This window comes from Bacillus sp. 3103sda1, from assembly GCF_024159135.1.
Taxonomy (GTDB): domain Bacteria; phylum Bacillota; class Bacilli; order Bacillales; family Bacillaceae_G; genus Bacillus_A; species Bacillus_A rhizoplanae.
Genome location: NZ_JAMYWS010000001.1, coordinates 3247621 through 3272067 on the forward strand (window position 1 = coordinate 3247621; position 24447 = coordinate 3272067).

The window sequence follows — 24447 nt, forward strand, 5'->3', positions numbered from 1 at the left end:
GCACTACCACCTCTTTATATTTGTATCTTCCTCTTCACCGAACAATTCAGAAATTGCTCCAACAATGTCTACATTATCCGGCGTACATATAAATGTTTTTGGACCTAATTTTTGAATGTCCCCGCCGATTGCATATACAGTGCCACTTAGAAAGTCAATGATACGTAATGCTTGATCTGTAGACATGCGCTGTAAATTAACCACAACTGCACGGCGACCTTTTAAATGATCAGCAATACCCTGTGCCTCTGAATACGTACGCGGCTCTAATAAAACAACTTTTGAAGGGTGTTTTGCTGTTTCAATACTTACCACGTTTTGTTTCGGTTGTACTTTTGTAAGCGGAATATCCTGCTCTGGTTCCTGCTGTTTTTTCATTTCATTTTGCTCCTTTTCATAAGCATAATGCGCTTCTCGCTCTTCTGGTGTGTCAAAAAAGAAATACTTTACTTTTGACCAACTCATAATAAAATTCTCCTTCCCTCTATTCTTTTCCTACTAAAATCGTCCCCAAACGAATAAATGTAGCGCCTTCTTCAATTGCAATTGTATAATCATTTGACATTCCCATCGATAACTCCGTACACGGAGCATGTGATAAGTTTAAATCTTGTACTTGCTTTTGCAGTTTACGCAACATTTGAAAATAACTACGAATTTGCATTTCATCATCCGTGTAAGGTGCCATTGTCATAAGTCCAACAACTTCAATTTTATCAAATTGCTGTAAATCGCGAATAAACTGAATCGTTTCATCTATAGCTATCCCTTGTTTGGACTCTTCCTCTGAAGTTTTCACTTGTACAAAGCAGCGAATTAATTTAGTTGCTCGTTTTTGAATTTCTTTTGCAAGTGAAAGACGATCAAGTGAATGTAAATAATCAATCTCATTTATAATCTCTTTTACTTTTCTAGATTGCAATGAACCGATAAAATGCCACGTCGCTTTGTTTCCGAAATACTCATATTTCTGTAAAAAGCCTTCATTACGATTTTCACCAAGGTGCACAAGCCCAGCTTGTACTACTTCATTTGTTTTTTCAATACCTACCGTTTTAGTAACAGCCACAAGTGTAATTTCATCTAAAGATCTATTCACTCGTTGGCATGCTTGTTCAACTTCTTGTTGAACATATGTTAAATTTCCTTGTACTGTCACTGCTTTCACTCCTCCTTAAAACCGATAAAGCTAAGCATTCTTCCCGTCTTTCCATGATCGCGGCGATGTGAGAAAAATAATTGCGTTTCACAGCTTGTACAAAGAGAGGACATGGCGATATGCTCTTCCTTAATCCCAGCTTGCAAACAGAGCAAACGATTTATTTCTTTTAAATCAATTGCATACTGTCCATCAGAAATCATTTCATATGGAACAGAACTATGAATCACTTGTTTAGCCGCAGATAACACACGTTCATCCACCACGTAACAACACGCACCAATAGACGGACCAATGGCAACATGTATATCATCAAGCGGTATCCCTTCGTCTTTCCACTTTCTAATCATTTCACTTGCAATTCCTTTTACGGTTCCTTTCCAGCCGGCATGTGCAAGTCCAAGCATTTTATAAGATGGCGAATAAAAATATAATGGAACACAATCCGCATAACAAGATGTTAATAACACGTCCGTATCTGTCGTATATATGCCATCTGTATTCGGGATACCATCTTTATAGGAAAAGACTCCTTTTCCCTTCTCTTGCTTTCCTACTTTTGCAACATGATAGTCATGAACCTGTTCAGAACAAATCCACTTTTCTAATGAAACATGTAACTTTTCTGCTAAAAGACGCCGATTTTCATGAACATCTTCCACTTTGTCATGGACGTGTAGCCCTAGATTCATTGTATGAAACGGTCCGGTGCTCACTCCACCTTCTTTTGTAGTAAATCCAGCTATGATGGGTCCAAGTTTTTCCCAAACATGTAAATGTAACATACCGTCCTTATATGTAAATGGTTCTCTCATAAAAAGGCTCCTTATAATAAAATAACATAAAAAGTATGGTACTTCTTGTCTATTTTACCATACTTTTATTTTTCCATAATGACAACATAAAAAAAAAAGGAATTTGTAATATTCTTTAAGAAATTGTCGGTGTTTGTATTGTTTCTGTTATTTTATTAATATGATCCGCTCGAACTAAGATAACATCTTCTCCTATTTTCACAATTTGTTTCCAAGGAATTACAAATTCTTCTTCTTTTCCAAATAAACCTAGCATTTTCCCTTGTTTTGTAATAATAACTGCTTGAATTTTCCCCGTCTTCATATCAATATCAATATCTCCAATATTTCCAAGTTTCTTTCCGTCTGACACATCGACAACATCCTTCATTTGAAATTCTGAAATACGTATCATTGCCATCCTCTCCTTTGTTTCATACTTAACTGACAATCATAATTCCACCTCAATGCATAAAGTGAAACTTCCAGCAGTAAGGGATACACCCTTCACGTACAAAATCTTTTCTTTATAGCCATTATATGAACCCACCATTCTTCCTATGAGCAGAATCTCTCTTCAAAACTTTAAAAGGTCTCATCATAAATGATGAGACCTTAGCCTTGAATTGTTTTATTCATTTGTTTAATTGCTGATTTTTCAAGACGTGACACTTGCGCTTGAGAAATCCCAATTTCCTCCGCTACTTCCATTTGTGTTTTTCCTTGAAAGAAACGCTTGCGAATAATCATCTTTTCTCGTTCATTTAATCGCTTCATTCCCTCTTTTAATGCTAATTCTTCGACCCATTGCTCGTCCCTTTGTTTATCATCACTTAGCTGATCCATCACAAAAATTGGATCTCCACCATCATTGTATATTGGCTCAAATAATGAAACTGGATCTTGAATCGCATCAAGCGCAAACACAATTTCTTCGTGCGTCACATCAAGTACTTTTGCTATATCCATCGCTGTTGGCTCTTTCGAATTTTCAGCAATAAGCTTTTCTCGTACTTGCAATGCTTTATACGCAATATCACGCAATGAACGCGAGACGCGTATTGGGTTATTATCACGCAAATATCTTCGGATTTCTCCAATAATCATGGGTACAGCATATGTTGAAAATTTAACATTTTGGCTTAAGTCAAAGTTATCAATGGATTTCATAAGTCCAATGCAGCCAACTTGAAATAAATCATCAACAAACTCCCCTCTGTTGTTAAATCTTTGGATGACGCTCAGTACAAGACGTAAGTTTCCGTTTACTAGTTTCTCCCTTGCGCTTATATCACCGCTTTGCATTTCTCGAAATAGCTGTCGCATTTCTTCATTTTTTAATACTGGAAGTTTAGATGTATCAACACCGCAAATTTCTACTTTGTTTCTCGTCAAAGTGTTCCCTCCTATCGGGAGTTGCTGTACAGTGTAAAGTATCTCCTTTGGAGGGAATTTTATGCATATATTCATTTATCCCGCATTACTAAATGAAACGCTTTTTTCTAAAATGAAAATTAAATTACTTATAAAAAAGCAATCGACCAAGCACCCCAAGTAAAAAATATTCGTTAGAGAATGCTTAACCTCATACCATTTTGTTAAACTCTTTACGAAGCCTTTTAATAATCCGTTTTTCTAAACGCGAAATATAAGACTGTGAGATACCAAGCATATCCGCAACATCCTTTTGCGTTTTTTCTTCTCCGCCATCTAATCCAAAACGAAGTTCCATAATTTGCTTCTCTCGATCATTTAATTGATGTAATGCTTTCATAAGTAAATGGCGGTCAACAGTTGCTTCCAAATCTTTTGTAATAATATCTTCATCCGTTCCAAGGACGTCTGATAGCAATAGTTCATTTCCATCCCAATCAATATTAAGAGGCTCATCAAATGATACTTCTGAACGATTTTTATTATTTCGTCGTAAATGCATCAAAATTTCATTTTCAATACACCTTGAAGCATATGTTGCAAGTTTAATTTTCTTTTCCGGATTAAATGTATTAACCGCTTTAATTAAACCAATGGTTCCAATACTAATCAGGTCTTCAATATTAATTCCTGTATTTTCAAATTTCCTAGCAATGTATACAACAAGACGTAAATTGCGTTCAATTAAAAGCGATCGCGCTGTTTCATCTCCCTTTGGCAGTTTTTGCAGCAATATTTCTTCTTCTTCTTTCGTTAATGGGGGTGGTAACGCTTCACTTCCACCGATATAATAAATTTCATCGGTCTTAATTCCAAGTTTTAGTAATAATTTATACCAAAGATAAGTTAAACGAAATTTTAATTTCAACATAAAATCCCTCCTTTTTTCATTAAGCAATTGTCACTTTTTGAGACAATAACATTTTTGGATGTAAAATACATTGATACTCACCATTTGCTGATAGTTGCTGTGTATTTAAACCAATTAATACTTTATTTACGGTAACAGTAGTACCTTCATGATAAACTCGTACAATGTCAGGTTTAATTGCCCACAAAAATTGTTGATTAACACCTACAGCACGATAAGGAATTAACCTCAAACGTGTTGCCCACTGTGATTCTTCATCTGGTATATATGGAATTGTTGTTTTCATTTGAACTTGTTCTATTAACCACTTTGGAAGCACATGTTCTAAAGAAGAAACATGTATAATCATAACTGGTGTTTTTGTAAGCGGGTCATACAATTGATTTCCACTATCAATCAATCCATCTAGTTGAATATCATTTATATCAATTTTGATATCTACTTTCACAATTTGCTCATAATGGATTTTTGTCACTTCCACATCTGCAATTCTCTTTTTAGAAAAATAGTACATAATCGGAAAGCCAATCATAACAAACACCCAACTTACAGGATCACCATATGAAATGGATTTTGTAGAAATAAGTCCATTCACCATGTCATTTGTTTGAAGAAAAAAATGTGTTCCAACAAGGCCGCCTCCCACCATAAATGTCACAAAATAAAACGTTAAAACGGTCTGTAGAAATGTCCGAAAACGAATAAAACCAAATGCAGTATACACAATGAGGAATGAATATAATAATTTCATTACAGGATGCGTCATCACAGATGCTAACGGTGTGAATACAAAAATAACAATTGTTGAACCGATACATGCGCCAAGTGCAAGTCTCCATCTTTTTACTTTTCGCTTTAAAACAATTGCTGTTAATAAAAGTAAAAGGAAATCAATGCAGACGTTTAATAACCAAATAATATCGGCGTAAACGACCAAACGGTTCACCTCTTTTTTATAAAGTTTAGACTAGTATAATGCATATCCTATGGAAAAGTGTGTCAATTCACGGAAGGGATTTTTTGTTATTTTGAAGCTTTCAGGCATAATTTGTCATGTTTAAAAACTACCAAATAGTCCTTCTAGCTAGGATAAGGTGAACCTTCCATCAGTGGGGTTCTCACTGATGGTTAGTTGAACCAATCGGGCTTTTACGAGCAGCTTCCCCTACCTATCCGCCATTCTCTGCATCTTGAAATGGGGGCTTACTGCCCGTTAATGCGGGATAGAGAGAACATATAGAAATAAAAAAAGAAGGCCTAAAAAGGCCTTCTTTTTTTATTTAAAATCAAGATATTTAACTGACTATTAGTCGCGGTAAAATTTCAATTCAATTATCGTCTGCGACGGTTACGTAAAAATGCTGGAATGTCAATGTCGTCTACGTCTGCACTACGCTCATTTACAACCGGCTCTTCGCGTTTCACTTCACGCTTTATTTCACGTTGTTTGACTGGTTGTACTGGCTGTTGCACATTTTTTGTAGTCGCTGTAGGACGAATAATTGGCTTTGGTGGTTGCATTGAAATGCTATCATCAAAACCTGTTGCAATTACAGTTACAACAATTTCATCTTTTAAGCTCTCATTAATTACAGAACCAAAGATCATATTTACTTCTTGGTCTGAAGCTGAAGCTACAATATCTGCTGCTTCTTGTACTTCATATAAACTTAAGTTTGTGCCACCTGTAATGTTCATAATAACACCTTGTGCACCATCAATAGATGTTTCTAGCAATGGACTAGAAATTGCACGTTTTGCAGCTTCCGCAGCGCGGCTTTCACCAGTTCCCACACCAATACCCATTAATGCAGAACCTTTGTTAGACATAATTGTTTTTACATCTGCAAAGTCTAAGTTAATGAGACCTGGTGTAGCAATTAAATCAGAAATACCTTGAACACCTTGACGCAATACGTTATCCGCTTCACGGAATGCTTCAAGCATCGGTGTATTTTTATCAACGATTTCTAACAAACGATCATTTGGTATTACGATTAATGTATCTACATTTTCTTTAAACGCTGCGATACCAGATGCAGCTTGCGTTGCACGCTTACGGCCTTCAAATGTAAATGGACGTGTTACAACACCAACTGTTAGTGCTCCTAACTCCTTTGCAACTTGTGCGATAACTGGAGCTGCACCAGTCCCAGTTCCTCCGCCCATACCAGCTGTTACGAAAACCATATCCGCTCCGCGAAGTGCTTCTTGGATTTGTTCTTTACTTTCTTCAGCGGCTTTTTTCCCTACCTCAGGGTTTGCACCAGCACCAAGCCCGCGCGTTAATTTGCCACCGATTTGCATTCTTGTTTCAGCTTTTGATAAATTTAAAGCTTGTGCATCTGTGTTTACTGCAATAAAGTCTACACCTTGTACACCATGCTCAATCATACGATTGACAGCATTGTTTCCGCCACCGCCAACACCGATAACTTTTATATTTGCCATTTGATCTTGAGTAGTATCAAACTCTAACATGTCGAAATCCCCCTAGAACCTCATTTTTCGCGCTCAAATCTATTCCCATAAATATCGGAATACACGCTTCACTTTTGACATCATTCGTTCATTATTATTGTTATTGTTATTGTTATTGTTATTGTTATTACGCGGCTTTTGTTTTACAGGTTGTTGCACTGCAGCAGGTACTGGTGCATGTTGTAATTCATAACTTTCTTGCTTCTCCTGAACACTTTTTCCTCGTAACTTAGCTTTTTGATAGGCATTTTTAATAAGTCCAACACCAATCGTATATTGCGGTTCACGTACACCTATATAATCTGGCGTTGCAATACGAACATTTTCATGTAGAATATCGTAGGCAAGATCAAGAATACCTGACATAGAAACAACTCCACCAGTAAGTACATAACCAGCCGGTAACTGTTTCAAACCAAGTTTTTGCACCTCATCTTGTACAAACATAAGAATTTCCTCTACACGAGCTTCAATGATATCTGCTAACTCTACTTGAGAATATTGCTCTGTTTGATCACTGCCCATAATTGAAACAGTAAATAACTCTTCCTCAGATGCTGTATCATAAAAAGCATGTCCATATTTTAGTTTAATTTGGTCGGCATTTTCCGTTGATGTTTTCAATCCAATGGCTATATCTTTTGTAATATGATCTCCGCCAATCGGTAATATGCTTGCTGTTTGTAATTCTCCATCTTGGAAAATTGATAACGTTGTTGAACCTCCACCGATGTCAACGAGAGCAACACCTCGATTTTTCTCATCACTTGACAAAGCAACTGTTGATGCTGCTAATGGTTGAAGGCAAATATCAATTATTTCAAGACCCGCTTTTTCTACACATCGAAGTAAATTATGTAACAATGTTCTCGAGCCTGTAATTAATGTGCCTTCCATTTCTAAACGTACACCAATCATTCCGCGCGGATCATTAATTTCATCGAGACCGTCTACGATAAACTGTCGAGGTACCACATCAATAAATTCACGCTCCGGTGCAATTGACACAACTTGCGCCGCATCAAGTACACGAAGCACATCTTCGTTTCCGATTTCACGATCTTCATTTGAAACAGCGACTACTCCATGACAAGGAAGAAGCTGTACTTGATTTGCGTTTACACCCACAACAACGCGTTCAATGTGTATCCCCACCATGCGTTCAGCTTGTTCAATCGCCTTTTTAATCGATTGCACAGTCTCATCTATGTCAACAATGGAGCCTTTTTTTAAACCATTTGACTTTACATTTCCAACACCAATAATGTTTAAAGCGTCATTGACCATCTCGCCAATAATAACTTTAACATTGGATGTACCGATGTCAAGACTAACGTATATTTCATTGCTGTTCATTCTTTGGCACCTCCTTCTTTATTTATACCACAAAATTCAATATATGGAACAACAATCGTTGTTTTACTATGTTATAAGAAAAATATTCAACGTATTTATGTGTTTCCCTTTTTTAACACTATATTTTTCTTATTTTTATTTGGCATTCTTTCATTTTTCCAACAGTAAGATGCAAATCACTGCTATATTTTGAAACAACCTTATCCGACTACAAAGATTGCTGCCAAGTATAAGTCTACACCAAGATGTACTCCTAGAAAAGCTAAACTTGCGGCTAAGATTATATTAAAAAAGAAAACAGAGAAAAATATGACTTAATCACATATTTTCTAAGAGTAAATTCCTATATCTCTTTGAAAAAACAATTTTACAGTTAAAATATCTGCTTTATTAATCCCTTATTGATTAATTCACATATTCCGTATATGCCCCTACTTCTAAATGAATAATTGCCTTTTTATCTGGTGATAGGTTTTTAATAATAAGAGGATAAGCTTCCATTCGTTTTGCAAAATCTTGAATTACTGTACTTACTTCATATCCCTCATTCATATATAATGTAAGATGATCTGCGTACAAATCTGTTGGCTTGTAATGAATTTCAGAAATAGACCGAAGAACAGTTGGTGTTAATTTTTCTAATTCAGCAATCAATTCTTTCATTTTCTTTTCTTCAAATGGAACGAAAATCGGGGCAGCAATTGGCAATTTTCCATTCGGGAGAGCATCTAGTGACTTTCCATTTTCTAAAAGCGGATACAGTTTTCCTTCTTTATTAATGTAGCCAATTGTCACATATTCCTCAACATCGATAACAATTTGATTTGGAAATTTTTTCTTTACATGAGCCTCTTTAATCTCTTTTTGCTTCTTTAAATTTGTTTCTGCTTGCTGTGTCGCTACACGAAAATAGCTTGTTTTATGTGTAATGCCTGCTTGCTCCATTATTTGTTCATCTGTCATATAGTGATTGCCGTGAACCGTAATTTTCTTTATATTGCTAAGCGGAGATCGAAAATAAATTAAAAAAAGCACCAGTAAAAATAAAATCGATACATATAAAATTAATCGTTTGTTTACCTGTTTCTTCTTCTTTTGATTTTTTAATTTTGGTACACGATCTTGTAGTTTAATAACTTTACTATTCTTCATGTACGATCCCCCTATGTAACATAAAGAACGGCATGTTATGCATGCCGTTCTTCTCTTTCTATTATATCATAAATGACAATGGGTGGGACAAACAACTATTATCTTCCAATTATCTCTACTTCTGTATGCATATTAACATCAAATTGTTCTTTAATCGTTTTCTTCACAAAAGCAATTAAATCAAGAACATCTTGCGCAGAAGCTGTTCCTGTATTAACAATAAAGTTCCCATGCATTTCCGAAATTTTTGCACCGCCAATTTGATAACCACGTAGTCCAGCCTTTTCAACTAAATTACCAGCATAATTTGGTAGTGGATTCCTAAAAATACTTCCTGCACATGGGTGATTCCAAGGTTGTGTATCACGGCGATAATCTTTATTCTTTTGCATAATCGCAATAATGTCTTCACGATTACCTGCTTTTAATTGTAACTCTGCTTCTAATACAATGCCAGGACGCTTCTTTTGTAAAACAGATGTGCGATAAGAAAATTCTAGCTCTTCTTTCGTTAGCCATTCAATCGTTCCATCTTCAAACATAACACGAGCTCTCGTCAAAATTTCAGACATATCCGATTTATGAGCACCTGCATTCATATAAACAGCTCCGCCTACGCTTCCAGGAATACCACTAGCAAACTCTAATCCTGCTAATCCTTGGCGGCTCAATAAAGTTGACAGTTTAACGAGAGAATACCCTCCACCTACTCGTACAGTAACACCATCTACTTCTAAATGATCTAGTCCTTCTCCTAATCGAATCACAACTCCTTCAATACCTTTATCCGATACAAGAAGGTTCGAACCGCGACCAATTGCAGTCCATTTTGTCCCATGCTTTTTCACAAGCTTTAACGATTTTTCCACACCTTCAACACTACTTGGAACCACTAAAATATCCGCTGGACCACCTATTTTCATAGTTGTATAGCGAGCTAATGGTTCGTTTTCTAGTACTTTTCCTACCTGTGCTTCCATAAGTTCCTTTGCTAATTGTTTCATGATGCTCTCCCCCATATTAAGTCTCCGTACTACAGTAGTATGCAGGGCATTCACCTAACGTTATTTTCTACAAGTTTTTTCATAACTTCAAACAACTTGTTTGCTGCATTTGGCATTCCTAACTGCTTTGCAGCTAGTTTCATATTTTGTAATTTTTGTACATCTAGTAAAATTTCATCAATATCACCAATAAGCGTTTCACCTGTTAAATCTTTTTCAAGAAGCATTTTTGCTGCTCCTTTATCAACAACAGAAAGAGCATTTTTCTCTTGGTGATTGTTTGTTACATACGGACTCGGAATTAAGACACTGGGTTTCCCTAAAGCTGTCAACTCAGCTAACGTTGTAGCACCTGCACGCGAAACAACAAGGTCTACCCCAGTAAGTACTTCTGGCATATTATCAATAAACGGCTTAATAATAACATTTTGCGGATTCCCTTTTTGTTTCACAGCTTCCATTACTTTATCATAATGTACTTCACCTGTAACGTACAATACTTCATAATTTTTATTACCAAATTGTTCAATTGCTTCTAAAAACGCATCGTTAATCGGTCTAGCGCCTCGGCTTCCTCCAAAAATTAATACTGATTTTTTTGAAAGAGATAATCCCACAGAACGCTTGCCTTTCATACCATTTTGGTTCATTACTTCCGAAGCACGAGGATTTCCTGTCATCACAACTTTATTTTGCGGGAAATGTTCTGTTGCCGCATCAAAACAAACCGCTACTTTATTCACGTAGCGACTCAAAAATTTATTTGTTACACCAGGTACACTATTTTGTTCATGTACAATTGCTGGAATACCAAGTTTGGCAGCTGCATATACAACTGGACCACATACATAACCACCTGTTCCAATTACAACATCCGGATTAAAACGGTGAATATAACGTTTACTATCTTGTACACCTTTTACAAAACGCATCACCGTTTTCACATTATCAATTGATAATTTCCGTTTAAACCCGCTAATAACAATGGATTGAAATGGAATGCCGGCTTTTCGAACAATTTTACTTTCCAAACCATTTTCCGTACCAATGTATAAAAATCTTGCTTCAGGATGTATTTTTTTGATTTCTCGAATTAACGCAAGAGCTGGATAAATATGCCCGCCTGTTCCACCACCGCTGACTAATACTCGCACTGCTTGTTCCTCCGCTTCTTTTTTCTATTATCCCGCTGCTCACGGGCAATAAAAGTCTAATTAATTCAACTAAACCTTACTGATAGAAGTTTCATTTTATGTATGCCATTCGTATATCAATCGCTTTATTTCCGTTTTCACATACGAAAAACCCTGTCATAAAAACAGGGTTTAGTAGCGAGAATGACGACTTATATTTAGTAACACTCCAATCGCCATCAACATAAGGGTCAAGCTAGACCCACCATAGCTTAAAAATGGCAAGGTAATTCCTGTAACCGGCATTAATCCAGTTACAACACCGATGTTAATCATCACTTGAATCGCAATCATCGCCACAATCCCGACTGCTAAAAAAGTACCGTATAGGTCTGGCGCTCCTAACGCTACACGAATCCCACGCCATAACAACAGACTAAATAATAATAACACAAACGAACCACCAATAAAACCTAATTCTTCGGATAGTATCGCAAAAATAAAGTCTGTTTGCGGCTCTGGTAAGTAAAAAAATTTTTGTCTACTTTGTCCAAGACCGAGCCCAAATAACCCCCCCGGTCCGATTGCAAGTAACGATTGAATAATCTGAAATCCACTTCCTAGCGGATCTGACCATGGATCTAAATATGATGTAATACGCTTTATTCGATACGGTGCTGATGCAATAAGTCCAACAAATCCTGCAACTCCTATCAACCCTAACATTGCAAAATGAAAAATACGTGCTCCCGAAACAAAAATCATAACAACACAGGTTCCAACCATTACCGTTCCTGTCCCCAAATCGGGTTGTAACATAATCATACCAAATGCAACAAACACGAAACTAAGCGCAGGAAGTAATCCTCGTTTGAAAGACGTAATCATTTTTTGTTTTTCCGATAAAAATTTCGCTAAAAAAATAATCATCGCAAACTTCATAAACTCAGAAGGCTGAATAGAGAATGCACCTACACCAATCCAACTTCGAGCTCCGCCTCGCACCAGTCCAATTCCAGGAATTAAAACTAGAATAAGAAGAACGAAACAGATAAGTAAAATCACCTTGGAGTATGTACGCCACACCCAATAATCAATCTTCATGATAAAAAACATAGCAACGACACCAAGACCAGCAAATAACAATTGACGTTTTGCAAAAAAGAATGAATCTCCCATTTTATACGAAGCCCATACAGCGCTAGCACTGTATACCATCACCATTCCTATCGTCAAAAGTAACAATGTCACAATAATAAGAATAAAATCAGGAGTCTTCTTTGTTGGCAATGAGCATCACCTCTTTGAAAGCAGCTTTTCGTTAGCCCTACTTTTTCACAAACGAAGCATCATTTATCTCTGGCTACTTGCAGGCAGTATGACTCCCACCTCAAGATTGCAAGAAATCAAAGAAGATAGGTGTGAGATAACTCCCTGTAAGAACCCCATTGGTGAAAGCCTTTCATCAGTGGAATACGAAGAAAAATCCCGCCAATAGGAGTTTCATTTTATCTACCTATAAAAGAATCATCAGTAGGAACAATCCACTGATGATTCTTTCACTTTATACTAGCTTATGCACAGCTTGTATAAACATGTCTCCTCTTTCTTCAAATGTTTTAAATTGGTCCCAGCTTGCACATGCAGGAGATAAAAGAATCACGTCTCCCTCTTCTGAAAGAGCATATGCTTCTTGTACCGCTTGTTCCACATTATCGACACATTTAATAACTTTCATTCCAGCCTTTTCTGCAGCTTTCACAAGCTTAGGTGCAGTTTGTCCAAATGTAAGCAGTGCCTTCACATGCCCAAAGTATGGGATTAAATCATCAAATTCATTACCACGATCTAGCCCACCCGCTAATAAAATTACTGGTTGCGTAAATGCAGACAATGCTTTTTCTGTCGCCAGCATATTTGTTGCTTTTGAATCATTATAAAACTTACGGTTTCCAATCGTCGTTACATACTCTAAACGATGCTTTACACCTGTAAAACGTTTTAAGACTGCTATAATCGCTTCATTAGCAACGCCCATAAGCTTTGCAATACTCATAGCAGCTAGTATATTTTCTAAATTATGTTTACCCGGTAATACAATATCGTGAATATCAATAACTTTTTCACCTTTAAAGTAAAGAGCATCATCTTTTACACAAGCGCCGTCTTCAATAATTTTCGTCGTAGAAAAGTACACTTTTTGTCCTTTACTTTGCTCAGACAACATCATTACATCTTCATCGTCAGCATTAATGATGCTATAGTCATTTTTAGTTTGATTTCTAAAGATATTCGCTTTTGCTAAACCGTACTCTTTCTTCGTACCGTGATAATCTAAGTGTGCTTCAAATAAGTTTAAAAGCACTGCAATCTTCGGTTGAAACGTTTCAATACCCATTAATTGAAATGAAGAAAGTTCTGTTACAACCACTTCTTGTTCAGTTACATCTTGTGCAACTTCACATGCTACCGTACCGATATTTCCAGCAATAACAGGATGTTTTTCTCCTTCTTTTAACATTTCAAATGTTAATGTTGTTGTCGTTGTTTTTCCATTAGACCCTGTAATCCCAATAAATGGTGCTTTCGAAATGCGATATGCTAATTCTACTTCTGTTACCATTGGAATATTTTTTTCTTTTGCCGCGACAAGTAACGGATTAGAATACGGAATCCCTGGATTTTTCACAACAAGAGAAATATTTTTCTCTAATAATTCTAAGGGATGACCACCACATACAACTTCCACGCCTTGACCTTGCAACTCTATCGCTAACGGATTTTCAGCTAGCGGCTTGCTATCATTTACAACTACATTTGCTCCAAGCTTCTTTAATAAAACAGCTGCAGCATAACCGCTTTTTGCCATACCTAATACAAGAATATTTTTATTTTGATAGTCAGTTATCGTTTTCAATTACATCCACACCCCGATATAAATTCCTAACACTGCAAATAAAAGCCCTACTGACCAGAACGTTACAACTACGCGCCATTCTGACCAACCGCATAATTCATAGTGGTGATGAAGCGGACTCATTTTGAATACACGCTTTCCTCGTGTTTTAAACGAAACGACTTGAATAATAACAGAAAGCGTTTCAATAACAAACATCCCACCAATGATAACTAATAATAACTCTGTTTTCGTTAAAATTGAAACAGCAGCTAAAGCACCACCAAGTGCTAAAGATCCTGTATCTCCCATAAATACTTTTGCAGGATGAGCATTAAATACTAAAAACCCTAATACAGCTCCAACAACTGCCATACAAAAAATAGCAATTGTGTACTGCTCATGAGCAAAAGCAATAATACTATACGCACCAAATGCAATGGCAGCTGTTCCTGCTAATAATCCATCTAGCCCATCAGTTAAGTTAACTGCGTTTGAAGCTCCTATCAACATAAAGAGAACAAGAATAAAGTATGCCCAGTGTAAGTCAAATTTAATTTCTGTTCCTGGAATACTTAAATGTGTATCAAATCCTTGGCCCTTTGCAATGATAAAGAAAGCTACCGCAATAACAAACTGCCCTATTAATTTTTGTTTTGATGTCAAACCAAGATTTCTTTTTTTAACAACTTTAATGTAATCATCAAGAAATCCGATTAAACCATAACCAAATGTAACTAGAAGCAATAAATATGTCTCAGCGCTCTTTTGAAACTTAAACATCATAATAATAGACGTAATCATAATTGAAATAAAAATAACAATTCCGCCCATAGTCGGTGTTCCCGATTTCTTTTGATGTGACTTCGGACCTTCATCACGAATGCTCTGTCCAAACTTTAAACGGCGTAAAAATGGAATAAAAATTGGTGACAACGCAACAGAAATTAAAAATGCCACCCCAACTGTAATTAATAATCCTTGTTCAAGCATATTTAGTCCCCCTCTCTTGTTGTTATTCTTTCATGCTTAAACGTTGTGCAATTGCCTCCCCAGCAACTTCACGATCGTCAAAATGATGTACTTCTGTACCGATAATTTGATATGTTTCATGACCTTTACCAGCAATTATAATAATATCTCCAGCTTTTGCCTCAGCAACAGCACGAGATATCGCTTCTTTTCGATCAACAACCACTTCATAATTATTCCCTTTTACACCTTCTATCATATCATCAAGAATTGCTTTGGGCTGTTCGCTGCGCGGGTTGTCTGATGTATAAATTGCGTGCGTTGCGTACTGAGATGCGACATTCGCCATAATTGGTCGTTTCGTACGATCTCGATCCCCACCACAACCAACGATACAATACACATTTCCTTTTGCAAATTGTTTTGTTGTCATCAATACGTTTTCTAAACTATCCGGTGTATGCGCATAGTCAACAATGACTGTAAAATCTTGACCTCTATCAACAACTTCAAAACGCCCAGGTACACCTTTTAATTCTTTCACAACATCAATAATCGTTTGTAAAGCTACACCAGAAACGAGACATGCTGCAGTTGCAGCTAGTACATTATAGACATTAAATTTCCCAATTAACTTCATCGTAATCTCGATGCTTTCATTCGGAGTTACCAGTGTAAAAGCCGTACCAGCATTTGTCATCTCAATATTTTTCGCCATTACATCACTTTTCGTATCAATACCATACGTAATTACCGTCGCTGCCGTACTTTTCATATAATCTATTGCTGCGGCATCGTCATTATTTAATACAGCATATTTTACACGGTTATGAGAATAGCTATTACCAAGCTGTGCAAATAATAAGCCCTTTGCATGTTTGTACTCTTCCATTGTTTTATGATAATCTAAATGATCTTGCGTTAAATTCGTAAACACTGCTACATCGTAGTCACATCCATGTACTCTTCCAAGGTGCAATGCATGTGAAGATACTTCCATAACAGCACTATTTACATTTTGTTCAATCATTTTATGGAACGTCTTTTGTAATGTTAATGCATCTGGTGTTGTGTTTTTCACTTCAAACGTTTCGTCACCTATTTTCATATTAATTGTTCCAATTAATCCTGTTTTATGTCCATGCGCACGCATAATTTCGTTCATTATATGCGATGTTGTTGTCTTTCCATTTGTACCTGTAATTCCAATTAAATGTAACTTTTGCGTTGGCTGCCCATAAAAATAATCTGCTAACACCGCTAAAGAACGTACTGTATCTTTAACAAGTACAACTGGAACGTCAACATCAATAGGTCTTTCCGCAACAATAGCAGCCGCACCTTGCGCGGCTGCTTGCTTGGCAAATTCATGACTATCAACCGTGAAACCTTTTATACATACAAATAAACTTCCATTTGTCACTTTACGCGAATCCGCTTCAATAGATGTAATTTCCGGATTTTCTTTTGGAACAACCGGAAAATCATGCAAACTTGATACAAGTGTATGCAACTTCATTTCTTTAAACCCTCTCTACTCTTTATTTATCTCTTATAAATGGATAGTTTCAAAGAACTCCATATATAAGAGCATAATTTATTAATTAACAGGCAGTGAGAAACAAGTGTCTCACTGCTAGTTAGTTGAATGTTATTGTATCGTAAATAAGCACTTCATACTTAATTAAAGTATATTCGAACCTTTGATCCTGCTTTTACTTTCGTGCCGGGCTTTGGAGATTGTTCGACCACTTTGTCTCCTTCGCCGCTAGCATCCAATTGTAAATCAACAAGTTGATTTTGTAATTCCTTTCGATCCATGCCTACTACATTAGGAACTTCTATTAAAGGCGTCTCATCCCAAGTTAATTTCTTTTCAATTTGCTCTTTTCTAGGCTCTACTCCCATAACCGGCAAAACATCACGAAGGATATTCCCAACGATTGGTGCAGCTACAACCCCGCCAAATTGTGTAACCCCTTTTGGATTGTCTACAGCGACATACACAACAATTTGCGGATCATCTACTGGTGCAAATCCAATGAATGACACGATATAGTTGTTATCTAAATATTTCCCATCTTTTACTTTTTGGGCTGTACCAGTCTTTCCTCCGACAGGATAACCATCAATATAAGCACCTTTACCTGAACCTTTTGCCACAACATTTTCAAGTGCATAGCGCACTTTTTCAGATGTTTCCTTGGAAATAACTTGTCTCTTCGCAACAGGCGTTGTTTTACTAATCACTTTATTCGTAGTTGGATCTATAAACTCTTTCGCAATGTACGGCTTATATAACATGCCTCCATTTACAGCAGCAGCTACTGCTGCAACTTGTTGAATAGGGGTAACAGACACCCCCTGCCCAAATGCTGTCGTCGCTTGCTCAACAGGCCCTACTTTTTTTAAATCAAATAAAATCCCTTTACCTTCTCCTTGTAAATCAATGCCCGTTTTTTCACCAAATCCAAAATCACGAATATATTGAAACAGCTTTTCTTTTCCTAGACGTTCTCCAAGCTCTACAAACCCTGGGTTACAAGAGTTTTGAACAACCTCTAAAAATGTTTGGCTACCGTGTCCCCCTGCTTTCCAGCAACGTAATCTTGCACCGCCAACTTCTGCCGCTCCATCATCATAAAACGTATCTTTCTCCAAGTCTACTAAATTTTCATTTAAAGCAGCTGCAAGTGTAATAATTTTAAATGTGGATCCTGGTTCATATGTACTCCATACAGGTAGATTTCGGTTAAATACTTCCGGTGAAACACTTCTGAAATCTGCTGGATCAAAACTTGGTCGGCTAGACATCCCTAAAATCTCACCATTATTTGGGTTCATAGCAATTGCTATCATTCCATCTGGATGATACGTCGAATCCGCAATATTTAATTCTCTCTCCATGATCGTCTGAATACGTGAATCAATTGTTAGCCTTAAATCCAAGCCATCTCCAGGTTCTTTATAATCATCACCAATGTTCGGCATACGCTGTCCTTTCGCATCAGCAAAAAAACGAACATATCCTTTGTCACCATTTAATTCTTTGTCATAATATGACTCCAGCCCCATAAGTCCTTGGTTATCACTCCCAGCAAATCCAAGCACATGTGATAGATATTTTCCAAACGGATAATATCTAATGGAATCTTCAGCGATATATACACCTTTTAAACTTAAAGCCCTAACTTCTTTTGCCTTGTCGTGAGAAATTTTCCGCCCGCCTTTGTCTAATCTCACTATGGACTCTTTTTTCGTAAGACGCTGATAGATTTCTTCTTTCGACACACCTAAAACTGCAGCTAATTTCTCTGCAGTCTCTGCTGGTTTTTCAATTTGCCTTGGTACCACAAAGACAGTTGGTGCACTTTTATTTGTTGCGAGCTCTACACCATTTCGATCTACAATTTTCCCTCTCTCAGGTTCAAATGTAATATTACGGCTCCATGAATCTTTCGCACGATCTGTTAACATATTCCCAAGAAAAAACTGCACATATCCAAGACGAATATCGATAATTGTAAAAATCAGTATACCAGATATAAGCACAAAAATAAGCCGTTTTCTTACTGTTACATTCGATACACGCATATTGGAACAAGCCTCCTTTACGCTTCACTTGTTCCAATATATGCTTGTACGTATTTAATTAGAACACGCCTACTTTTCCTATGTTAAGTGCCTTCCTTTTTGCTTGGCTCCTTCTCCGCTTCTTGCTGTGGTTCAAGAGGCGGAACAAGTTTTACTTCTAACGGAGTTCGTTCTTTTAACGGCGTACCTTCAGCAACACTCTGTTCTGTTACATATCCTGTACCTGAAAGTTTCAAATCTAGATTTAATACTTCCGCTAAATTCATGACATCCCGAAGTGCCCAACCATTAATATTCGGCATTTTCGGTTGATCTCCTACTAAAAATACTCGATCACCCGGTAACGTTTTTTCATTCGCTTTTGGCACTTGTTGTTTAACTTTTCCCTCTCCTAATACAACAGGTCGAAACTTTGCCTTTTCTAATATTTCTTTTGCTTCTCCCATCGTTTTGCCTGTTACATCTGGAACAGCAGCTTGCTGCTCTTTTGTTTGTTTATTCACATCTTTTACTTCATTCGGTTTAATCTTTAAATACTCTAAACTATTTTCCGTTACAGATTTAAACATTTCAGCTAACGGTTGTGCACCGTATTCAGTATCTTTTAATTTAGGCTGCTTAACTGCTAAATAGATAACAAGCTGCGGATCATCTATTGGTGCCATACCAAGGAATGAGAAAATATAATTTTCTCGTCCTGTCATGTAACCGCCTTTTCCATCCGGAATTTGTGCTGTTCCGGTTTTACCACCAACAGAATAGTTATCAAGTTTATACGCTGTTCCCGTTCCTTTAGGTGATGTTACAACTTGTTCTAACAATTGCCTTACTTGTTCTGCAGTCTCTTTTGTAACCGGTTCTTCTACTACTTCCGGTTTGTGATCCTCGACAACTTTATTATCCGCTGGATCTACAATCTTATCAACTACATACGGCTTCATCATTTTTCCGTCGTTAGCAATTGCAGTAGCCGCTTGCACAAGTTGAATTGGAGTTACTGTAGAACCTTGTCCAAATGCCGTTGTTACCTGCTGAATTTGCTTATCAAATAAAATTGTATTTTCACCTTCTCCAGGCAAATCAATTCCTGTCTTTTGATCTAAGTGAAATTTTTGAATGTATTGATGGAAACGATCGGGTCCCAACTTTTCATTTCCTAGAATAGCGAAAGCAACGTTTGATGAGCGCTCAACACCTTCATCAAACGTAATAGAGCCCCATCCTGCACCATTATTATGATCTTTAATTACCGAATTCCCTACTTTGTACGTACCAGATTGATAATACTCTTGGCCATTGTATACACCTTCATTAATCGCGGCCGCTAACGTAAAGATTTTCATTGTCGAACCTGGTTCATAAGCATTAGCAATGGGATCATTTAAAAAATAATCAATGTCTCGTTTATTTGGGTCATAACTTGGCCTACTAGACATCGCCAAAATTTTCCCTGTTTTTGGATCTGCTACGACTCCGATTAACATTGATGGATCATAATGTTTTTCCGCTTCTTCCATCGCATCTTCTAGAAAGCTTTGAATACGTTGGTCAATTGTTAAATATACATTATCTCCATTTTTAGGAGGCTTTACATCATTTTTTTTCTCTTCTAGCGAGACACCTTTCGTATCACCCGTATACGTTACGCTTCCGTTAGAAGCACGCAAATATTTATCTAAACTTTTTTCAAGTCCGAACTGTCCTTCTCCAATTCCTTCATCATTCGGCTTAGCATATCCAAGTACGTACGAAGCAAAATCACCGTTCGGATATACCCTTGCCTTTTCTGTAACAAAAGAAATTCCTTTTATATCTAAACTTTCAATTTCGTCCTTCTTTTCTTTCGTTAAATTTCTTCCAATTGATCCAAACTCTACTTGTGTAAGGTCTTTATTTAAGTACTTCAAAATTTCTTCTTTACTTACATCAAGTACTTTCGATAGTTTCTCTGCAGCATCTTCTTTGTCTTCTATATGATTTTGTCCTTTTAAAGTAGCAACCATCTTATATGAATTTGCATCTTGAGCAAGCACATAACCATTTTGATCATAAATGGTTCCTCGATTTGCTTCGAGTACCCCGCTTTTATTATGTTTTTGCTGCGCAAGTGCCTCTAAATCTACCCCATGCACTGTTTTTGTTGCTTCAATATAAAGAAAGCGGGCTAACAACAGAAAAAAGAGCAGGAGAAAAACCTTGATGAAGAACCCCGCTCCTTTGTTGGTATGAAATTTACGTGTATTCATCTCTTCTTCACACCTATTGGATTAATTTAAGCCTTTTACATTATTCGCATTGATTTCAAGCCCATGTTTTTTTGCAATTTCCGCAATGCGATCATAACGTGTTAGCTTTTCAGTTTCAGCCTGTAATTCTTGATTTGTATTTTTTTGTTTTGTAAGTGTGCTTTCCATTTTTGTTACTTTTGCATCAGCTTCATATAACGCCGCTTTATTCCCAATAAATGCTACACATGCATACAATAAAAAGCCAATAAATGCAACATACAATAATTTTTCAATTCTTGTAATTTTTGTTTTCGCACCTGGCTGTATCACTTGCTGCGGAGCTTGAGATTGTACTTCTACTTGCTGCTTTTTATACTTAACGGCTAAATTTGTCATACCTCTCTCTCCTTTTTATAATTTTTCAGCAATTCGTAGCTTTGAAGAACGCGCTCGGTTATTTTCTTCTAATTCCACATCAGAAGGTAAAATTGGCTTTCTTGTAATTAGCTTCAACTTTGGTTTGTATTCATCAGGAATAATTGGTAATCCTGGTGGAAGCTGAGGTGTTGTACTATGTTTTTTAAATGTCACTTTACAAATGCGATCTTCTAACGAATGGAATGTAATAACGCTAATTCGTCCGCCTGTTTTCGTTACGTCAATCGCCGCTTCCAACGCTTCCTCAAACACTTTCAATTCATCATTAACTGCAATACGAATTGCTTGGAATACTCGCTTCGCAGGATGTCCGCCAGTTCGACGTGCCGGAGCTGGAATCCCTTCTTTAATTAATTCCACTAACTCTCCAGTTGTTTCAATTGGCTTTTTCTCACGGTACGCTTCAATTTTCCTTGCAATTTGCTTTGAAAATTTTTCTTCACCATATTGAAAAAAGATTCTTACAAGTTGTTCATATGACCAACTATTTACAACGTCATATGCTGTTAATGGGGCATCTTGATCCATGCGCATGTCAAGCGGAGCATCGTGATGATAACTAAATCCACGTTCTGGTGTATCTAATTGCGGGGAAGAAACACCTAAATCAAATAAAATACCGTCTACTTCTGTAATTCCTAATTCATATAATCTTTCCTTCAAATAGCGAAAGTTACTTTTTACAGTTATAAATTGGCCGTTGTAAGAAGAGAATTTTTCTTTTGCATTTTGAATTGCAATCTCATCTTGATCAAATGCAATTAGTCTTCCTTCTTCGGAAAGTTGAGATAGTAAATAAGCACTATGACCTCCACCTCCTAGCGTACAATCCACATATGTACCATTTGGTTTAATTTCTAAACCATCTACTGTTTCTTTTAAAAGCACTGTTACATGTTTAAACATTGTTGCACCTACTTTTTGCAAAATAATCCTCTTGACGCATCTTTTTATCCCGCTTTAACAGTCAATCCGCAAAATTATGAGGAATTGAGATAACTGCCCCTAAGAGTCTGATTGTTATGGATGACAATTAGTGGGAACACAGCTCCCTACTAATAGTAATGTCACCTTATTATATACTAAATTTTATCATCTTTTGCGGGAAAATACATAAAAACATGTCGAAAAAGATAATAACCTACTTTCATTTTGTCAAAAAAAGTACTGTTCTTCAAAAAAAGAGTGCTCTCAGCTTTTACATGCTAAGATTTACATAGTAAATAAAATTATTTTACAGTTAATTCCACAAAATAAAATAAAATCCTGCTCTTAAGAGCAAGATTTTATAATTTTATAATATGCTGTTTTCCAGTCCAACTAAAAGTTTGCTTCATAACCCTTTCCACAAAATCAAGTCCGTGAATATTTAAGTAATAGCAAATATTCCATACTCGTTCTTGCGGCGCATATAGAGGTTGTAAAGAATTTTCAATTCGCCGGAATTTATTAAGCTGCACTTCATGTTTTCTCTCAAAATCCGCTCGAAGTGTTCGCTCTAACAATTCAAGTTGTTGCATAATTTTCAACTCATTTTTCTTTGCAAAATCTCGCAGACCTGGATTTACTTTTTGTACAAATTGTTGTAAAGATGTATGAATCGCCCCGATTTGCTCCGCCGCATGAGTAAATTGATTGTCTATCGGCTCTTCAACTTGCATAGACAGCCATTTTTCTCGGAGTGCAGTAATACCTTTATTAAACACTTCGCTCTCTTGTAGCTGCAAATCTTGTAAATCAGTTTCAATATCGCGCGCTAAATAACTGATTGTCAAACGCGGCACAACCGGTGGCATTTGAAAATCCATTGCATGAAACACTTGTTGTAATTCGCTCCAATATGCAATTTCTCCTGGCCCACCAATAAATGCGAGCGTAGGGAAAACAAATTCTTGCATAAGCGGTCTTGTTACAACATTGTTACTAAATTGTTCAGGGTGACTCTCCATCCTTTCTATGAGCTCCTCATACGAAAATGAATACATCCCCTCTTTACAAATAAAACGTCCTTCTTCTTCTTCTAACAGAAGACGCTCTCCATTGATTTTCATAAAAATATGAATAGCATTCTGTTTTGTTTCAATAATCGGTTTATATCCTTGCTCACGTAATACACGTTGCTGAGCGTTAAGCCCTTCTTGCACATTTTTATATCGTGCTAATGTTTCTTTGAAAAAAGGCACTTCCATATTTCGAAGGATTGGATGATGAGAATCTACAAGAATTAAACCTGAGTGTGTAAATAACTTTGTAATAAGATGCGCAAAGAAATCAACATATGTCCGCGATTGCTGTAAACACTCATCTATAAAATCCAATACGTCTTTTGTATATTTTGTTTCTGGATATGTTTTAAAGATTTCTTCTATCCAACGTTTACAATCCTCAATAGAAATCTCCATTTCAGAAGCACTCGCTTTATATGGATGCCGTTCATGGAAAATTGTCTTTTTCACCTTTCCATTTTTCGTAACGAACGCATGGTTAATTTCATCAATGTCATGATCTTCTCCAGCAATCCAAAAAACAGGAACAACCCGTACCCCCAGCGCCGCTTCCTTTTCCTTTGCAAGTTGTAAAATAGATATGATTTTATGAATTGTGTAAAGAGGACCAGTTAACAACCCTGCTTGTTGTCCACCAATAACAACATATGTATCTTCCTCTAACAAAGCATGGATATTTTGAAGTGTTTTTTCTCCCGCATTCAATTCTTGATTATATTGCAATAAATGTGATACTAACTCTTGCCTTGGATACTGTCTATTTCGCAAATCATGTATACGTCTTACAAAGCCCTCTTCCGTTATCGGATAATCAAAGCATTCTTGAATCTCTTTTTTATGTTTCAAATAGTCCCCAACAATTCCTTGAAGCGGGACAGAGATTTCTTTTATCTCCATATACTTCTTCCTTTCATATCCTGATCTCTCAC

At 36.7% G+C, this 24447-nt stretch carries 21 protein-coding genes and 1 pseudogene; all 22 read right to left on the reverse strand.

Annotated elements, in window-relative coordinates; translation table 11 throughout:
- Positions 1-3 precede the first annotated feature (3 nt).
- A complete protein-coding gene (locus NKR74_RS16125) occupies positions 4-465 on the reverse strand; it encodes a cell division protein SepF (protein ID WP_098305542.1) in 462 nt (153 codons plus the stop codon).
- Between the two features lie 19 nt (positions 466-484).
- A complete protein-coding gene (locus NKR74_RS16130) occupies positions 485-1159 on the reverse strand; it encodes a YggS family pyridoxal phosphate-dependent enzyme (protein WP_098305544.1) in 675 nt (224 codons plus the stop codon).
- A gap of 5 nt (positions 1160-1164) precedes the next feature.
- A complete protein-coding gene (gene pgeF / locus NKR74_RS16135; RefSeq protein ID WP_098305546.1) occupies positions 1165-1974 on the reverse strand; it encodes a peptidoglycan editing factor PgeF in 810 nt (269 codons plus the stop codon).
- Between the two features lie 115 nt (positions 1975-2089).
- Complete coding sequence (locus NKR74_RS16140; RefSeq protein WP_098305548.1) at positions 2090-2368, reverse strand: YlmC/YmxH family sporulation protein; 279 nt, start codon at positions 2366-2368, stop codon at positions 2090-2092.
- 200 nt (positions 2369-2568) lie between these two features.
- The gene (gene sigG, locus NKR74_RS16145; protein ID WP_098305550.1) at positions 2569-3348 is read right to left on the reverse strand and encodes an RNA polymerase sporulation sigma factor SigG; all 780 of its coding nucleotides are present in this window, start codon (positions 3346-3348) and stop codon (positions 2569-2571) included.
- Between the two features lie 190 nt (positions 3349-3538).
- Entirely contained in the window at positions 3539-4258 is a 720-nt protein-coding gene (sigE, locus tag NKR74_RS16150) for an RNA polymerase sporulation sigma factor SigE (protein WP_098305552.1), read from the reverse strand.
- A gap of 19 nt (positions 4259-4277) precedes the next feature.
- On the reverse strand, positions 4278-5195 hold the full coding sequence (gene spoIIGA / locus NKR74_RS16155; protein WP_253630247.1) for a sigma-E processing peptidase SpoIIGA: 918 nt from the start codon (positions 5193-5195) through the stop codon (positions 4278-4280).
- A 395-nt stretch (positions 5196-5590) separates the two neighbouring features.
- A complete protein-coding gene (gene ftsZ, locus NKR74_RS16160) occupies positions 5591-6739 on the reverse strand; it encodes a cell division protein FtsZ (RefSeq protein WP_253630248.1) in 1149 nt (382 codons plus the stop codon).
- Between the two features lie 39 nt (positions 6740-6778).
- Positions 6779-8095, reverse strand: a complete 1317-nt coding sequence (ftsA, locus tag NKR74_RS16165; RefSeq protein WP_253630249.1) for a cell division protein FtsA — start codon at positions 8093-8095, stop codon at positions 6779-6781.
- Positions 8096-8245: 150 nt separating this feature from the next.
- Positions 8246-8397, reverse strand: a pseudogene (locus NKR74_RS16170) (DUF1290 domain-containing protein); the annotation flags it as partial.
- A gap of 103 nt (positions 8398-8500) precedes the next feature.
- Complete coding sequence (locus NKR74_RS16175; protein WP_253630250.1) at positions 8501-9247, reverse strand: cell division protein FtsQ/DivIB; 747 nt, start codon at positions 9245-9247, stop codon at positions 8501-8503.
- A gap of 98 nt (positions 9248-9345) precedes the next feature.
- Complete coding sequence (gene murB / locus NKR74_RS16180) at positions 9346-10251, reverse strand: UDP-N-acetylmuramate dehydrogenase (RefSeq protein WP_098305564.1); 906 nt, start codon at positions 10249-10251, stop codon at positions 9346-9348.
- 50 nt (positions 10252-10301) lie between these two features.
- Complete coding sequence (murG, locus tag NKR74_RS16185) at positions 10302-11405, reverse strand: undecaprenyldiphospho-muramoylpentapeptide beta-N-acetylglucosaminyltransferase (protein ID WP_098305566.1); 1104 nt, start codon at positions 11403-11405, stop codon at positions 10302-10304.
- Between the two features lie 171 nt (positions 11406-11576).
- A complete protein-coding gene (gene spoVE / locus NKR74_RS16190; protein ID WP_253630251.1) occupies positions 11577-12674 on the reverse strand; it encodes a stage V sporulation protein E in 1098 nt (365 codons plus the stop codon).
- A gap of 274 nt (positions 12675-12948) precedes the next feature.
- Positions 12949-14301 carry a UDP-N-acetylmuramoyl-L-alanine--D-glutamate ligase gene (gene murD, locus NKR74_RS16195; protein WP_253630252.1) on the reverse strand — a complete coding sequence of 451 codons (1353 nt, stop codon included), beginning with the start codon at positions 14299-14301 and terminating at the stop codon, positions 12949-12951.
- A complete protein-coding gene (mraY, locus tag NKR74_RS16200; RefSeq protein ID WP_098305572.1) occupies positions 14302-15273 on the reverse strand; it encodes a phospho-N-acetylmuramoyl-pentapeptide-transferase in 972 nt (323 codons plus the stop codon).
- 22 nt (positions 15274-15295) lie between these two features.
- Positions 15296-16771 carry a UDP-N-acetylmuramoyl-L-alanyl-D-glutamate--2,6-diaminopimelate ligase gene (locus NKR74_RS16205; RefSeq protein WP_098305574.1) on the reverse strand — a complete coding sequence of 492 codons (1476 nt, stop codon included), beginning with the start codon at positions 16769-16771 and terminating at the stop codon, positions 15296-15298.
- 161 nt (positions 16772-16932) lie between these two features.
- Positions 16933-18846, reverse strand: a complete 1914-nt coding sequence (locus NKR74_RS16210) for a stage V sporulation protein D (protein ID WP_253630253.1) — start codon at positions 18844-18846, stop codon at positions 16933-16935.
- An 83-nt stretch (positions 18847-18929) separates the two neighbouring features.
- A complete protein-coding gene (locus NKR74_RS16215) occupies positions 18930-21092 on the reverse strand; it encodes a penicillin-binding protein (RefSeq protein WP_098305578.1) in 2163 nt (720 codons plus the stop codon).
- A gap of 21 nt (positions 21093-21113) precedes the next feature.
- The gene (gene ftsL, locus NKR74_RS16220; protein ID WP_253630254.1) at positions 21114-21470 is read right to left on the reverse strand and encodes a cell division protein FtsL; all 357 of its coding nucleotides are present in this window, start codon (positions 21468-21470) and stop codon (positions 21114-21116) included.
- A gap of 15 nt (positions 21471-21485) precedes the next feature.
- Complete coding sequence (gene rsmH, locus NKR74_RS16225) at positions 21486-22418, reverse strand: 16S rRNA (cytosine(1402)-N(4))-methyltransferase RsmH (RefSeq protein ID WP_098305789.1); 933 nt, start codon at positions 22416-22418, stop codon at positions 21486-21488.
- Positions 22419-22798: 380 nt separating this feature from the next.
- Positions 22799-24415 (reverse strand): bacillithiol biosynthesis cysteine-adding enzyme BshC, encoded by a 1617-nt coding sequence (gene bshC / locus NKR74_RS16230; protein ID WP_253630255.1) that lies wholly within the window; start codon positions 24413-24415, stop codon positions 22799-22801.
- Positions 24416-24447: the final 32 nt, after the last annotated feature.

Bases quoted from the DNA above. Each gene is read 5' to 3' on its own strand.
- NKR74_RS16125 (WP_098305542.1), bottom strand. From the start codon at position 465: ATGAGTTGGTCAAAAGTAAAGTATTTCTTTTTTGACACACCAGAAGAG.
- pgeF (WP_098305546.1), bottom strand. From the start codon at position 1,974: ATGAGAGAACCATTTACATATAAGGACGGTATGTTACATTTACATGTT.
- NKR74_RS16140 (WP_098305548.1), bottom strand. From the start codon at position 2,368: ATGATACGTATTTCAGAATTTCAAATGAAGGATGTTGTCGATGTGTCA.
- sigE (WP_098305552.1), bottom strand. From the start codon at position 4,258: ATGTTGAAATTAAAATTTCGTTTAACTTATCTTTGGTATAAATTATTA.
- ftsZ (WP_253630248.1), bottom strand. From the start codon at position 6,739: ATGTTAGAGTTTGATACTACTCAAGATCAAATGGCAAATATAAAAGTT.
- ftsA (WP_253630249.1), bottom strand. From the start codon at position 8,095: ATGAACAGCAATGAAATATACGTTAGTCTTGACATCGGTACATCCAAT.
- NKR74_RS16175 (WP_253630250.1), bottom strand. From the start codon at position 9,247: ATGAAGAATAGTAAAGTTATTAAACTACAAGATCGTGTACCAAAATTA.
- murB (WP_098305564.1), bottom strand. From the start codon at position 10,251: ATGAAACAATTAGCAAAGGAACTTATGGAAGCACAGGTAGGAAAAGTA.
- mraY (WP_098305572.1), bottom strand. From the start codon at position 15,273: ATGCTTGAACAAGGATTATTAATTACAGTTGGGGTGGCATTTTTAATT.
- NKR74_RS16205 (WP_098305574.1), bottom strand. From the start codon at position 16,771: ATGAAGTTGCATACACTTGTATCAAGTTTGCATGATTTTCCGGTTGTT.
- NKR74_RS16210 (WP_253630253.1), bottom strand. From the start codon at position 18,846: ATGCGTGTATCGAATGTAACAGTAAGAAAACGGCTTATTTTTGTGCTT.
- NKR74_RS16215 (WP_098305578.1), bottom strand. From the start codon at position 21,092: ATGAATACACGTAAATTTCATACCAACAAAGGAGCGGGGTTCTTCATC.
- ftsL (WP_253630254.1), bottom strand. From the start codon at position 21,470: ATGACAAATTTAGCCGTTAAGTATAAAAAGCAGCAAGTAGAAGTACAA.
- rsmH (WP_098305789.1), bottom strand. From the start codon at position 22,418: ATGTTTAAACATGTAACAGTGCTTTTAAAAGAAACAGTAGATGGTTTA.
- bshC (WP_253630255.1), bottom strand. From the start codon at position 24,415: ATGGAGATAAAAGAAATCTCTGTCCCGCTTCAAGGAATTGTTGGGGAC.